Annotated in this window: 15 protein-coding genes; 2 read left to right on the forward strand and 13 right to left on the reverse strand. The window is 38.2% G+C overall.

Features of this window, described 5'->3' with window-relative positions; translation table 11 throughout:
• Positions 1 to 72: 72 nt before the first annotated feature.
• The 7 genes from AB4Z30_RS14665 to AB4Z30_RS14695 form a co-directional block, all read right to left on the reverse strand.
• Positions 73 to 1,707: an ABC transporter substrate-binding protein gene (locus tag AB4Z30_RS14665; protein WP_441927536.1), complete on the reverse strand. Its 1,635-nt coding sequence runs from the start codon at positions 1,705 to 1,707 to the stop codon at positions 73 to 75.
• Between the two features lie 48 nt (positions 1,708 to 1,755).
• Positions 1,756 to 2,628 carry a carbohydrate ABC transporter permease gene (locus tag AB4Z30_RS14670; RefSeq protein WP_441927538.1) on the reverse strand — a complete coding sequence of 291 codons (873 nt, stop codon included), beginning with the start codon at positions 2,626 to 2,628 and terminating at the stop codon, positions 1,756 to 1,758.
• Between the two features lie 12 nt (positions 2,629 to 2,640).
• Complete coding sequence (locus tag AB4Z30_RS14675; RefSeq protein ID WP_441927594.1) at positions 2,641 to 3,570, reverse strand: ABC transporter permease; 930 nt, start codon at positions 3,568 to 3,570, stop codon at positions 2,641 to 2,643.
• A gap of 665 nt (positions 3,571 to 4,235) precedes the next feature.
• Positions 4,236 to 5,027: an HAD family hydrolase gene (locus tag AB4Z30_RS14680; protein WP_441927540.1), complete on the reverse strand. Its 792-nt coding sequence runs from the start codon at positions 5,025 to 5,027 to the stop codon at positions 4,236 to 4,238.
• Positions 5,028 to 5,055: 28 nt separating this feature from the next.
• The gene (locus tag AB4Z30_RS14685) at positions 5,056 to 5,568 is read right to left on the reverse strand and encodes a hypothetical protein (protein WP_441927542.1); all 513 of its coding nucleotides are present in this window, start codon (positions 5,566 to 5,568) and stop codon (positions 5,056 to 5,058) included.
• 133 nt (positions 5,569 to 5,701) lie between these two features.
• A complete protein-coding gene (locus tag AB4Z30_RS14690) occupies positions 5,702 to 5,911 on the reverse strand; it encodes a DUF896 domain-containing protein (protein ID WP_441927544.1) in 210 nt (69 codons plus the stop codon).
• Positions 5,912 to 6,006: 95 nt separating this feature from the next.
• Positions 6,007 to 6,384 carry a LysM peptidoglycan-binding domain-containing protein gene (locus AB4Z30_RS14695; RefSeq protein ID WP_441927546.1) on the reverse strand — a complete coding sequence of 126 codons (378 nt, stop codon included), beginning with the start codon at positions 6,382 to 6,384 and terminating at the stop codon, positions 6,007 to 6,009.
• 294 nt (positions 6,385 to 6,678) lie between these two features.
• Here AB4Z30_RS14695 and lexA point away from each other — a divergent pair, with 294 nt between their 5' ends.
• Positions 6,679 to 7,305, forward strand: a complete 627-nt coding sequence (lexA, locus tag AB4Z30_RS14700) for a transcriptional repressor LexA (RefSeq protein ID WP_123065751.1) — start codon at positions 6,679 to 6,681, stop codon at positions 7,303 to 7,305.
• A 153-nt stretch (positions 7,306 to 7,458) separates the two neighbouring features.
• Here lexA and AB4Z30_RS14705 read toward each other — a convergent pair whose 3' ends face one another.
• The 3 genes from AB4Z30_RS14705 to AB4Z30_RS14715 all read right to left on the reverse strand — a co-directional run bounded on the left by AB4Z30_RS14705 (position 7,459) and on the right by AB4Z30_RS14715 (position 11,080).
• A complete protein-coding gene (locus AB4Z30_RS14705) occupies positions 7,459 to 8,772 on the reverse strand; it encodes an aldehyde dehydrogenase (protein WP_441927596.1) in 1,314 nt (437 codons plus the stop codon).
• Between the two features lie 464 nt (positions 8,773 to 9,236).
• Positions 9,237 to 10,328 (reverse strand): alpha/beta hydrolase, encoded by a 1,092-nt coding sequence (locus tag AB4Z30_RS14710; protein WP_441927548.1) that lies wholly within the window; start codon positions 10,326 to 10,328, stop codon positions 9,237 to 9,239.
• A gap of 503 nt (positions 10,329 to 10,831) precedes the next feature.
• A complete protein-coding gene (locus AB4Z30_RS14715) occupies positions 10,832 to 11,080 on the reverse strand; it encodes a hypothetical protein (protein WP_441927550.1) in 249 nt (82 codons plus the stop codon).
• Positions 11,081 to 11,716: 636 nt separating this feature from the next.
• Between AB4Z30_RS14715 and AB4Z30_RS14720 the strand changes: the two genes are divergently transcribed.
• The gene (locus AB4Z30_RS14720; protein ID WP_441927552.1) at positions 11,717 to 13,192 is read left to right on the forward strand and encodes a hypothetical protein; all 1,476 of its coding nucleotides are present in this window, start codon (positions 11,717 to 11,719) and stop codon (positions 13,190 to 13,192) included.
• A gap of 252 nt (positions 13,193 to 13,444) precedes the next feature.
• On the opposite strand, the gene AB4Z30_RS14725 is transcribed toward AB4Z30_RS14720, so the two are convergent.
• From AB4Z30_RS14725 to AB4Z30_RS14735, 3 genes are all read right to left on the reverse strand, one after another.
• A complete protein-coding gene (locus AB4Z30_RS14725) occupies positions 13,445 to 13,654 on the reverse strand; it encodes a hypothetical protein (RefSeq protein ID WP_441927555.1) in 210 nt (69 codons plus the stop codon).
• The gene (locus AB4Z30_RS14730) at positions 13,647 to 13,934 is read right to left on the reverse strand and encodes a hypothetical protein (protein ID WP_441927557.1); all 288 of its coding nucleotides are present in this window, start codon (positions 13,932 to 13,934) and stop codon (positions 13,647 to 13,649) included. The genes AB4Z30_RS14725 and AB4Z30_RS14730 overlap by 8 nt, the downstream gene beginning before the upstream one ends.
• Before the next feature lie 121 nt (positions 13,935 to 14,055).
• Positions 14,056 to 14,238, reverse strand: a 183-nt coding sequence (locus AB4Z30_RS14735; RefSeq protein ID WP_441927559.1) for an IS3 family transposase, incomplete at its 5' end; no start/stop codon positions are given.

Genomic DNA, 14,238 nt, shown 5'->3' on the forward strand with positions numbered 1-14,238 from the left:
CATATTAGCACAAACTACCGCTCCACTTAAATAACTTTAGTGAAACGGTAGCTCGTCTTCAAATCATACAAATTACTTTTTGTTTTCCTTGTACGTCTTATAAGTGTCGTTAGCCATCTTCACATAATTGGATAAGCCCTGACTCTTCAGTTCTTTTAGGAACGTATCATACTCAGATAACTTCCGTTCACCTATTATAAACTTCAACGTATTCTGGTCTGTGTAGTCTTTGAGCGGCGTGCTCATAAGTGTTACACGTTCACGGTCTTCGGAAGAATACGGGATAGGCGGTTCAGCGGGAATTACTTCTTTTGACTCTTTCATATTTTTCTGGAACTCAAGTTCTTCATCGCTAAACATGGATTGAAGCAGGTCTGTTGTCCCACCGTAAGCAAATACGCCGCCCGAGAATCCAAAGTCAACACGAAGGTCTTTCGTACCTTTGGGGTTCAGTCCATTGTAGTTAATATCATCTGCCAACTTACGTTTGCCGCCTTCTTTAGTGAACGTCTCGTTCTCTACACCCCACTTGGTGAATTCCTGTCCTTCATCACTGTAATACAACCAATCGATAAATTGTAAAATAGCTTTGAAATTGTCACTATCTTTAATCTTCCCTGAGATCATCACACCATTTTCGAGTCTGGAACCCGACATCAACTGTCCTTTCGGCCCACCCGGAACCGTAATCTTGGCAATCGAGAATTTCCCTTCACCCAACGTCTTATTCATATCATTTCGATGAAGCACAAGCGTCTGTGAGTTACCATTAATTATATAGGACTTGCCCGAAACGAACTTTTGAGCAGCTTGATCATCGTCTTGTGTGAAGCTTTCCTTATCAAGGAGCCCTTCTGCTACCATCTTGTGAAAAAACGTCAGCAATTCTTTGTACTCTGGCGTCGTTGCCGTGGCAACAAATTCATCCTGATCAGCTTTGTAGGTCAAGCCATTTCCATATCCCCATCCAGCCTTAGTCCCAAAACCCGTAGCTGCAATGCCAAGTGTACTGTTGAATTTGAAACGGTCTGAAAACGGAATGGAGTCCGGATAGATTTCTTTTAATTTTTTCGCTGCGGTATAGAGTTCATCCCAGGTTGTTGGAATGGCTATATTATTTTCTTTAAAAATATCTGTTCTTACGATCAGTGTATAATCAGGCCATACTTCCTCATGTAACCCCGGTAAAACATAATACTTGCCGTCCTCTTGACGCAGTCCTTCAAGTTCAGGTTCGAGTTTCCATTTTTCAATTTTGTCCTTGAAGTTTGGCATCAAATCGATATAATCACTGATTGGCAGGATTGCTCCAGAAGATACAAAGGCAGACTCTTCACCTGGATAAGTCTTTGGAATGACGAGCGGAGCATCACCAGAACTGATTAACAGCGATCGCTTCTGTGGATAGTCACTCATCGGCACGATGGTTGGCTCCAACGTAACTCCTGTCATCTCCGATATTTTTTTGAATAACAGCCAGTCTTTTTTATAAGGATACGTCGGATGATCACTATATAAAATAGAAAGATTAAATGGTTCCGTCGCTTTGAAGGTTTCGCCCACTTTATAACTCTCCATCGCTGATTTCGTGCCCACTTCCGAAACATCTGGTCCTGTTCCGGCACCACTGCTACAAGCAGCAAGTACAGCCGACATTGTCATTGCCAGAATCATCTTACCAATCATTTTACGAGGCCTTCTTTTCAATCCATTCATCCCCTTTTGTTTAGTTTCTAAACCTATGTGTGTCAAAGGTTACTGCTTAACAGAACCCAACATGATACCGGTTACAAAGTATCGCTGTACAAATGGATAGATAGTTAAAATAGGCAGGATCGTTAACACCATCGTTACCGATTTGATGTTGGCAGCAATCTGAGTCAGATTATCCGCTGAAGTTGCTCCGGCAGTAGCACCGCTTGTTGCTCCGGCGATCATGTTACGCAAATAGATCGTAACTGGAAACAACTCTTTTTTGTCCAGATACAAGAAGGCTGGGAACCAGGAGTTCCAATGTCCAACAGCATAGAACAGCACCATCGTAGCCATGACCGCTTTACTGAGAGGCAAAATGATACGCAGTAAAATACCGTATGTGTTCAACCCGTCAATTGCTGCAGCTTCCTCCAGCTCTTCCGGCATGTTTTCAAAAAAGGATTTCATGATGAGCATGTTATATATACTTATTGCACCTGGGACAACCAGTGCCCACATGGAGTTATTGAAACCAAGGGAATTGATCAGAACGTAGTTAGGAATCAGACCACCGCTGAAAAACATCGTAAACACGGCAAACATGGTTAGAAATTTACGTCCCATCAATCTTTTTTTAGACAAGGCGTAGGCGAAAATGGTCGTCATAAACATGGAAATTAACGTACCTACCACCGTGTAAATGATCGTATTTTTATAGTTCAACCAGAACATGTTGTCCTTTGAAATGGTTTTATACGTATCCACATTGAACCCTCTCGGGAACAAGCTTACCTTGCCTGAGTTGATGTACGCTTCACTACTGAAGGATTGGGCAACAACGTTAAGGAAGGGATACAGTGTTATAAAAACGATAAACAGCAAGAAAGTGACATTGAACACTTTAAATACCTTGTATGATCTGGATTCCTGCATGGTGCTCCTCCTTTACCATAAACTTCGTTGTGTCAGTTTGCGTGAGATTGCGTTTACAGTGAAAACCAGAGTCAGCCCAATAATCGATTCAAACAAACCAATCGCTGTGGCATAACTGAAGTTGCTGGATTCAAGACCTACACGATATAAATAAGTCGAAATTACATCTGAAGTCTCATAAATAAGCGGATTGTACAAAAGCAAGATTTTTTCGAAACCTACAGCTAGGAAGTTCCCCATGTTCAAAATTAGTAACGTGACAATCGTTGGCAAGATGCCTGGAATCGTTACGTGAATGGTTTGCTTCCAGCGATTCGCTCCATCAATACGAGCCGCTTCATACAAAGATTCATCAATCGTAGTTAGTGCTGCCAGATACAAAATGGCTCCCCAGCCCATACCCTGCCAGATTTCTGAAGAGATATAAATGGTTCTGAACCATTCTGCTCGCTGCATGAATGGAATGTTGTCTCCTGTAAAAAAAGCAACAAGACCGTTAATCGATCCGTTCACTGCCGTTAATTGCAGGATCATCCCAGCTACGATAACTATGGATAGAAAGTGAGGTAAATACGAGGCTGTCTGTACAAACTTTTTGAATCGTTTACTCTTCACCTCGTTAAGCATAAGAGCAAAAATAATGGGGACTGGAAATGTAAATAACATCGCTAATCCACCGAGCATTAGTGTGTTGCTGAAAACTCGCCAGAACGTTGGATCCTCAATAAACATTTTGAAGTACCTTAGCCCGACCCAGGTTTCTCCAAAAATACTGCCACCCGGAACAAATCGTCTAAAGGCGATAATATTTCCTAACATGGGACCATATTTGAAAATAATCAGATAAATGATGGGAAGAACTAACAGCGAGTACAATTGCCAATCTTTACGAATCAAGGCGGCGGCAGTTCGCAGCCTGCTTTCTTTACGTGAAGATATCATCGGTATAGTTGCCTTAGATGTTTCTGACTCCATGTGTCATTCACTCCGATCCATAACTTGATTAAGAAATGATGTATATTTCTGTCGTCTGGCCTAATTCCTTTATTCTCTAGATGCATAGGATGCATAGGATGCATAGGATGCCTATGATGTTACTTTCACCTCCAACTACAAAATAAAATGTAAACGGTCTCAATTTTGTTTTTATGTACAATCAAACACATACAAATTTACAGGATCTAAACAAGATTGCATTGCTTGAATGCCGATAAACTTTACAATCCGAATATGAAGCGCTTACAACAATAACAAATGAAATGATTTCACTTTTTAAGGCTTCGTATCGTGATCGTTTTATATGGTTTAACATATTTCAAACGAAAATTTGTGGATCATATGAATGATTGGATAAGATACAAAACTCCTTCAAAAAAACTAGTCTGACTAGTATGTTAGTTGTATTTTAAAGGAGTCATTTTTGAATTTCAACATTTTTTTATTAAAAAAACAGATAATCTCTCCTAACAATTGGTTATTAACACATCTTATTAGATATAGGCAGACAAAAAAACATTGGTCATGACTCTTGAACAAATAATCGTTCAAGTCATAACCAATGTTTGATTTTAAAACGAGATAAGCGAAGAGTTAGCTCTGTCAAACTTTTAAAAATTAGCGATTAGACCCTCTAATTCAGACAAATGTTTAATTTCATGATTCGGAGAATAGGTTTCGTTGTTCTCTTTGTTCTCACGGTTAATCCATACAGCACGGATACCCGATGACAACGCCCCACGAATATCTGTCGTTAACTTATCGCCAACCATCATGCTTTCTTCCGGTTGAACACCCAGTCTACTAAGAGCATGCTCGAAAATGGATGGATCCGGTTTCCCCTTACCAAAGTTGCCTGAGATAATAATCTCATCAAAGAAAGGGGATAACTCTGGAACACCATCAAGTTTCTCTTGCTGTAAAGCAGGACATCCGTTAGTCAAAAGCAACAGTTTGTACTTTCCTTGCAAGTGACGCAGCGTATCCATTGTCTCTTCATAAACATGTGGTCTTGATCTACGTTCTGCCCCAAACTGCGAGGCCAACCTTTCTGCAAGCTCTTCCTGATCCACACCCAGCTTGAGCAAGCCACGGCGCCATGACTCCTTCCGATAGATAGGAGCCAATTGTTCTAGCTGGCGAAACTCCGGTTGTTCTCCTCCCGTGAAATTCGCCCAAAGTCCTTCAAAAGGATTAATTCCGATCATTTTGGTAAAAGGAAACGTTTCGTAGGATTCATATAGTTCACGTGCTTCGTGACGAACAGCCTCTTCGAGTGCTTCAACATTAACACCTGTTTCTGTTCCTGCAATCAGACAAGTTTCATGGAATGCTTCTCGAACACTGCGTTCGTCCCACAATAAAGTATCATCCAGGTCAAACATAATCGCTTTCAACGCCATTCCGATCATCTGCCCCTTTATAAATTAATTACTTATCAATGGTTTCCACGGTGATCTGGTGTGCTTTTGCAAATTTTTGCAAGCGCTCGGTTATTGCATCTGTATCGTAACGATTTAATAACTTGGTGAAGACCCATCTTTTTCCGCGACTGTTGTGTTCAATCACAACAGTACCTGGTTCAAATCGGAACTTGATAATATCTTCAACACCTATAGAGCGTTCGCGATTACCCTTTGTTGTAATGATCCGATTGCTACTGATTTTAATGTAAGGACGGCGAAGCATAAAAATGACTGCCAAAAATACATAGAGTAGCATCGTGACCCAATCCCATGTTGTCATCGGTTTTTGGACTAAAAAGGTACTCATGAACAGATACAAAAACGCTAAACCAATTAAAAAAATCGGAAACAACAGGCTTCTACCTTTGTATTTATCCTCACCTGGATTTCCTGTTATTGGCTGACCGCTTTTTTTACGTTGCTGGTTCAATTGCTTCGAATTTTTCCGAACCGTTCTCTCAAACGAACGCCGCGACATGTGAATCCCCCTTATGTGTCTTGTATCGGCTTACATAACTATTTTGCAAACCGATATCCCCCCCTTATAGTAAGCATCCCCAAAGAACATGAAGAAACCTAAATATCATGACGATATGTTTAGGTTTCATAAATTAATGTTTGAGTTTGCCTTGGTGGCCTTGGCCTTTGTCATCGTCAACAACCTCAATCGAATCGAGTTGCTGTCTGAAATTGTTGCGAATGTTACCCAAATAAATCTCTCTCAACTTGGCACGTTCAACAAGTTCTTCCTCTGACAGTCCAGTGGATTTCTGCTTGCGAGCCAATTCGTTAATGCGTGCTACCAGACTATCTATATCCAAGCTTGTCCCCTCCAAAAATACAAAGTCATATTAACTTTGACATGATAGAGACAGCTTGTCAAGTTGGCAAGCGTCAACGCACATTGATCCGCATTTTATTTAACAAACTGAGGCAGTATTAGCACTTGACCTGTCTGAATTGTGGCTGTTTCCAGTTGATTTACCTTTTTGATTGCTTCTATATATATACGAGTATCCATCGCCGTTGGTTTATGTTCCAAAGAAATACTCCATAACGTTTCTCCCTGAGATACAGCGACCTTTCCTCCAGGCAGCAAATCATTCTCATTACCAGCAAAGACAGTTATAACAGTACTGCACCCAATAAATATAATTAATGAAGCAATAATAAGTTTAACTAACCCTTGAGAAAATTTGAACCGTGTTATAAACATTCTGAATTGACTTATATTAGATTCCACAGCTTCCGTATTGACTGGTTCATAAATGCTCTGATACGTAGAATATCTCATTTACACTTCGCCTCCAAACGTTTGTTCCTATCTGTTGAAAATAATATAACACGAACACTTGTTTTGTTCAAGACTTTTTTAGAACAATTGTTCGCTATTTTTTCTGACGTTAAAACCCCTTTTCTTGAAATAATAATGTACAGGGTTTACTGTTAAACCCTTTTTCCAGCAACAAATGAGTTTAAATGAATAAATTTATTGAAATAATATGATTTCTTTAGAACTTATGTTTGTACGAACGGAGGTTCTATGTTATAATTTTCCCAAACGTTACTAAAATGGGGTTGATACGGTATGTCGAAGATATCCAGCAGGCAACAGGCTATTCTGGAATTTATACGAAACGAAGTCCGGTTGAAGGGGTATCCTCCTTCCGTACGAGAAATTGGCGAAGCGGTTGGACTAGCTTCCAGTTCCACAGTGCATGGACATTTGGATCGCTTGGAGAAGAAAGGGTTGATCAGACGTGACCCGACCAAGCCAAGAGCGATTGAGCTATTGAGCCAAGAAGAGTCCGAGCATTCTCATCAGTTCGCCCATAGCGTTGCACGTATTCCAGTTGTGGGTAAAGTTACAGCAGGTGTCCCGATTACAGCAACAGAAAACATTGAAGATTACTTCCCTCTTCCTACTCATTATGTAGGTGAACAGAAAGTGTTTATGCTTTCCGTTGTTGGTGATAGTATGATTGAAGCGGGAATTGTTAATGGAGATTATGTAATCGTTCGTCAGCAGCAAACAGCTGACAATGGTGATATTGTCGTTGCCATGACTGAGGATGATGAAGCAACAGTGAAGACGTTTTATAAGGAAAAGGATCATATTCGCCTTCAACCGGAGAACTCAACATTTGAACCATTGCGGTTGAAACATGTTAGCATTTTAGGCAAGGTTATCGGTCTTTTCCGAGATATTCATTAATGCACTTGATTTATTAATACTGCTAATATGTTATACCTGATAGAATACGAAAGAGGTTGTCCTGATCAACAGGACAACCTCTTTCTTTTACCTCAACAGTTGAAGCGGAATCCACTAACAAGTATCGAATAACAAATCTCCCTAGAAACAAAATTACTTGCTGCGTTTAAGAATACTTTTGTGATGCGAAAATACTTCAAAGCTTTGTTGTCCATGATATGAACCCATCCCACTCTCTCCGACACCGCCAAAAGGCAAATAATGCGAAGTCATGTGGAACAGTGTGTCATTAATACAACCTCCACCAAAAGAAATCTGATTCAATACCTGTTCCTGCAAGACTTCATTCTCAGTAAACAGGTACAACGCCAGAGGTTTAGCCCGGCAGACAATTTCCCCAAGGATCGGATCAAGCTCACTGTATTTTATTACAGGCAAGACAGGCCCAAAAATTTCTTCCTGCATTACTGGAGAATCCCAAGTGATATCGCCAAGAACAGTTGGTTCAATCATAAGCTGATCTCGATTCGATCGTCCTCCCATTAAAGTACTGCCATTTGTAAGGAAAGCAGACAAACGATCAAAGTTACGCGCATTAACGATATGTGGGAAATCTTTATTTTGCATTACATCATCCCCATATGCATTGCTTACCTCAGCTCTGATATGTTCGATAAATTGATCATGTACCTGCTCATCTACTAATAAATAGTCTGGTGCAACACAGGTTTGTCCTGCATTGAGGAATTTACCACGTACAATGCGTTGTGCTGCGAGTTGTAAATCAGCATCCTTATGCACAATTGCCGGACTTTTACCGCCTAATTCTAATGTCACCGGAGTTAAGTGTTCTGCAGCAGCTTTCATGACAATACGCCCCACTCCTATACTACCTGTGAAGAAAATGTAATCGAATTTCTCATTAAGTAGAGCTGTGCTCGTTTCAACCTCACCTTCCATTACGGCGATGTACTCCTCTGAATATATGTCTTGAATAAGATCGAAGATCAAACGAGAAGTCGCCGGTGTAAGCTCAGAAGGTTTAATCACTGCACAGTTCCCTGCAGCTATCGCACCAATCAGCGGTCCAAAAGCCAATTGGAACGGATAATTCCAGGGTGCAATGATCAGAGCAACTCCGTAGGGTTCAGGGTAAATCGTGCTAACCGCATCTGGCATAGCCGAGCTTGTTGGTACAGTACGCGGTGCAGCCCAATTTCGAAGATGTTCCAGGGTATAATCCAGTTCACCCAACACGATACGAATTTCAGAGCTAAATCCTTCAGCCTCAGATTTGTTAAGATCAGCACGAAGTGCATCCAGAATGCGTTGTTGGTATTTTTCAATCCCCTTCCTCAAATTTTGCAAAGCCTGAATCCGATACTCCACTGATTTAGTTTGTCCTGTATTAAAAAACGTACGTTGTTTAGTCACAAGTTGTTTCGCTTGTTGTTCCAAAAGTACCATCTCCAATTGATTGTTTAGAATTATATTGCCCAAAATCAAATTAATTATATCTTTTATATATGAAACTATCAACATACACTTGAAACAGGTTAATGCTTCTAAACAACAAAATGACACTTAAATACTTTTCAAGCATATTTGTAACCTAAGCCTTTCAAAGAATATTCTGATATACACTTCAGTTGAGCATTTTTCATGTATTGAAATTAATTAATTGATAAAAATATCTAAGGCTTGTCTTGAAATCTACTGAAGTGCACCTTTTACCACTTTTCCGCCCCCAGCTGTCTTACTTTCGCTAGACGTACTATCAGCACAACTTCGGAAACTTTCTGGATTGGAACGAAATTTAGCAAAATTGGCTCTCTGAAGTGTTTTCAAATGCAAATTAATTACTTCTAAAAACCCACCTACATAAGGAAAACAAGATTAATAATCTCTCTTACCTCCGATAATGGGTAAAATTAAATTTTCTCACCAAGGCCATTAATAATACTTATAGTTCCCTCTCCATTACCCATTACAGAGCTGAACGAATTAGTCTGTTTGACTAAACACCCTTCCAAAAAAGCGGTTACAGTCTTGTTTATTATTTCGTGGATCTCACGGGTTTTATGACTCAGAACCGTATCTTCTTCGAACAACGGCATATCACTAAACGACATATGGGAAGCTTTATGTATCTTTACAAAATAACCATATCCACATAATTTCTGAAACAGTCGTTCTTGCCCTTGTATAAATTTAGATGCAATCTCTTCCCCTAGTTTTTGTTTTAATTGTTCGAGATTCGAAGCTTCTTGACGTAACATAAGTGTAAGAGGCATGCGTTTCCTCTCCACATATTCTTCTCTGTATAATTGCATACTAGGGTCTAATAACACACTTGCTTGTATTCGCTCATCTTGCATAGCTACTTCTAATGCAGCAATACCGCCTAATGAATGGCCAATTAGGGCGATTTTATCAAGCTCAATACATCCTTGTAATGTTTCATCCTTGGTATTTAAGATCGGGAGTAGATCAAGAAGTAATTGAATATCCTTTTTTCTTATAGATACCAATTCATTTAATTCACTATAATTATCAGAACCTATTTGTCTCATTTTTTCTGATTGATGTACATATTCTCCATTTGGAAAAACCGTGAACATAGCCTCGTGGGGTGCACTGATTGTAAAGACCATAAATCCTTGTTTAGCTAATTCTTCTATGTTATACATATACAAATCTCTGTCTAGTCCCAAAGCAGGAGTATAGATGATGACTGGATAGGTACTTCTTAAATTCTGTGGAACGTTTGAGTTTAGAACATTTGTTATATGTGTGCCGAGCAATTCCATATTCATACCTATATCCTTTAGTAACTCAACAACCCTTTGCTCACACGGTTGAAATATCTCCGTATACTTCATTTCAGTTTTTCTCTCATCAATCTGATTTGGAGGTGCTTGAAAGTAAATACTTATTACCAATTTTCTCTCAGACCCTTCTCCTGAAAACGACTCTAATCTACCTTTATCTTTCAACACTTTCACTTTTCGATAGAGTTGCATTTGTAACCCTCCATTCGTTGTTCTTCTAAAAGATTTAAAGTTATTCCTAAGCAAATAGCAAACTCTATTATATATGTTATATCAATGAGATTGTAATGATTTCCAGCAACAAATTGTGAATTGAGTTTCCCCTTTGATCTCGAACATAAGGCAATATTGTTCGATAATGTTTCCACATTAAAAAGAGATTTCTCAAACAATAAGAAGGTTTTGAAAATTAGTGTATAAAAATTAAGTAAATTTTAGTCCTCAAGTTTTTGCTTAGTCTACCCATCCAATAGAGCGAAGAACCGAAAATGTGTGCAATCAACTCGTTACAGGCGAGGATAACGAGCAAAGGTTAAGATGAGGAACTGGACGAAGTCAGGTTTATTAAGATCGCCTGTATTTGTAGAGTTCTTACTATATAACTAGCACTGCCATTAAGTTGTCAGTGCTTTTTATCGAGAATTAGGGTTTAGGGTTAAGAGCGATGGCAGGCTGATGAATTTATGTGATACCCCTCACCTACGTTTCAAAAAGTACCGGATCTTTACACTCGCTCCATCACCGTTAGGAGGAGCTTCTAAGATGATATCATCTTTCTTCATCATTGATCGCATTCCGTTACAGCAGGCAGGATATCTGTTTACAAAACCTAAACGTTTGTGGAGATCCCCTGAAACAATGTCAATATAAGATTGCCCATCTCGTTTAGCCTCTTCAAAAATTTGACTTAACTCTACCTCGATTAGCAGCTTCAGATTTTCCATAGAAACACCTCACCTTTCCGCTCTAAATTCATACAACTTACCACCCATGATTTTGATGGATAATGGGCTATACTCTTCTACCGGTCCTTCGTAGTCCATAAGTTGTTCTTGATCATCCTGAACATGCCAAACGGTTATCGGACCTGAGCTAAAGCTATCGCCAAAAAATCCATATCTGTTTTTAGCAGTTTGTATGTCTAGTTCATATCCCCTCCTTCAAATAAAATTTTATAGAAAATATTACCTAGTTCTGATAGACTATCCAAGATGTTATTTATTACTATATAAAAAGGGAAAAGATTAAAAACCCCCTTTTAAAAATGGTGGTTTTAATTAATAATCGTTGCCATTACCCGAGGAATAACAGCTGGCATTGGGAGTTATAATTCAACAAACACGAAACAGGAATTTGGGGCTAACGCAATAACCACTACCGAAAARGGATCCCGGGAACGTACCCGCTGGCTGGACAAAAGATCGACAGTGTTACTCCTCATCAGTCAATGATGCGAATGAGCTAAATAGTCATGTCACTAAATAATGAACGTTTTAAAACAGAGTAGAATAAAAAAGTATTACATCGTGTTGAGTTATATTGATACAGTTTAATAATCTTGAATGAATTAGGTGACAAATGTGGACATTATAGAAAAAGAATCCGTGTTGTATAAAAAAACTTCTAGAACCCTAGGTTATATGGATTTTATGAATGGAAGGGTAACTTTAAATGTTTCTCCTAATATACATAAAAACACAATTAAAGGAATGAAGAGAGTTAAATCGCCCCAGAACAAAGTTAAGATTTTGCAGCATGAACTTAAGAGTAACACCCGTTATTCTGAAGAAATAATTCGTTATCTAAGTGAAGTAACAACATACTTCCATGAATTAAAACATTGGCATGAATATGTAGGTACTAGTCTTGGATATGAAATTTATAATATTCATTTAGAATACTACTCAAGGGCAATCATGATTTTAAGATACATAGGAAATAACGCTAAACAAATAAAATTACCATTGAACCCTCTCAACTTCCAAACTAAGGCAACAAGACAACATCATATTGAATACAACGAATTTTTAATTAGGTATGGGAAACTAAAAAAACAAAAAGTTTTCATAGTTGAAAATATCTTCGAAGACGTTAGAAAGTTAAAAACTAAGAATTTCAAAAACAGAATATTGAAGGATATTCCATTTTTCTTAGATGGACTAAATATTAAGGAATTGATATTTAAGGACGTTCCCATAACAGGGGTTTCTTTGCTAGAAGCATCAGCTGTTCTTACTCAAGTTTACGCAATTTATGACGTTTATGGTCTTGATGAATCGAATCTTTTTCTAAAACAAGCATTTGAATCTCCTACTTTGTGGGCGTACAATTCTATTATTAAATCTATGTTATTAGCAAAACCGGATGTTCCAATTGAAATGATGCAGGCAATCATAACACATTCAATTATATATCCCATAACAGTGAAACTAAAAATAGAGAATGATCCAATTGAACGATTCATTATATTTCTGGAAGAATTAAAAAAAACTGATGAGACACCGCGATCTCTTCATGAGATTGAATTATGGATAATAAATATATATCGTAACAACATGTGGACTGAACCTGAAGATTTCCTAAAAAAGCAGATAATTAAATCAGAGGCAGTATTGAAACAACATCAAACTGAATTGGAGAAAAACAGTGATTCAACTGATGCAATTGAGGATTATAACGCAACCTATCACTCTGATAGGTTATACTTCCTGCAAAAGACTCTTAATAATATAATGTTTTGGTCTGAAGATTACTACTATGAAGATAACCCGAAGCCGCACACAATGAATTTTACTACGAGCTTTAAAAACCCATTAAAACTAAAAAGTAATGATTTGAACTCTAGTTTAAGATGGTATTTCTCAACAAATATCGTTGAACAGTTATTATCAAAGCCTAAGGAGGAGTTTGTTTGCCCGTTCAAAGGAAGAAATGAATGTTCTATTGAAACGGAAACCTGTGGAAAATTACCCTTACAAATGCCCCCTGATCATCCTGAATGCGAATTTCTAGTAACATCATGTGAAGTAGTTTTGCCAAATTGGGATTTATTATAAATAAGAGCCACTTAAATTTCTACTTATGCCGCATTGATTTGCCATCAATGTTAGAGTCGCTTTGTTCAATATCAATTTTGCTAAATTAATCATTTACGTGACAGGAGCAAATCCAAACCTTTAAAGAATAACTAGACGCAAAGTTTCCATCTGAACTGCGAAGATGCAAACACTAGACACTTTACGTTACAAAATTATATATGTAATAAAAGAGTCCTTTAACCACATCGGTTATAAGGACTTTTTTACAATTCAACTTTTATCATCTGGCTTAGCAATTGCATTGCTGTTGTCCTTGGAGTCAATTACTTCTCTTGCTTCAGTGTATTCTTCATGTAATTGGTCAAATAGTTTTTTAAATGACTCGTAGTCCTCTAAATTATATTCTGTATCTCCCGCCATATATAACCTAATATCTCTTTCTAATTTGAATAACTTATTAACATTTGTTCTCTCATGCATTGCTCTCTCTCACGATAATTTTTAAAAGCTTCCATGTATTAATAGCTGTGAGTAAAGCACTTAAAGCGATAGCAGCGTTCTTTCCAATATCCCCTAAAAAACTCCAACCTAAAAGGACCGTGACAAAAAATGACACAACAATTCCAAGTACTTTAAACACTATAGATCTATTACTTAAAGATTGACCAGAGACAATACCTGCCTCTATATCCGTTTCAATAAAATCCAAGAGTATTAATAATTTTTGTTTTGTGTTCTCATGGTCTGTATTATGCGACATATTTTCATTGCACCTACCCGCGCAAATAAGTTGCTGTTCTCATGAATCGTGATGCTGGGTTTCTCCTTGATCTGTTAACTCTGTCAAGATCGCTTAGCTTTATTGGATTGTCAACATTAAATCAGACCACTTTTTTAAGGGCTTCTTGGCGATACTGAACAGGCGTCAAATATCCCAGCGATCCATGAATTCGATGCCTGTTAAACCAGTTGACGTAGTCGTATAATTCCAGTTCTAAATGACGAAGGCTTCTAAATTCCATCTGGTACATAAACTCCGTTTTCATGACCTTGTAGGTGGCTTC

Origin of the sequence: Paenibacillus sp. 2TAF8, from assembly GCF_052114825.1 — a bacterium.
In the GTDB taxonomy this organism is placed as follows: domain Bacteria; phylum Bacillota; class Bacilli; order Paenibacillales; family Paenibacillaceae; genus Paenibacillus.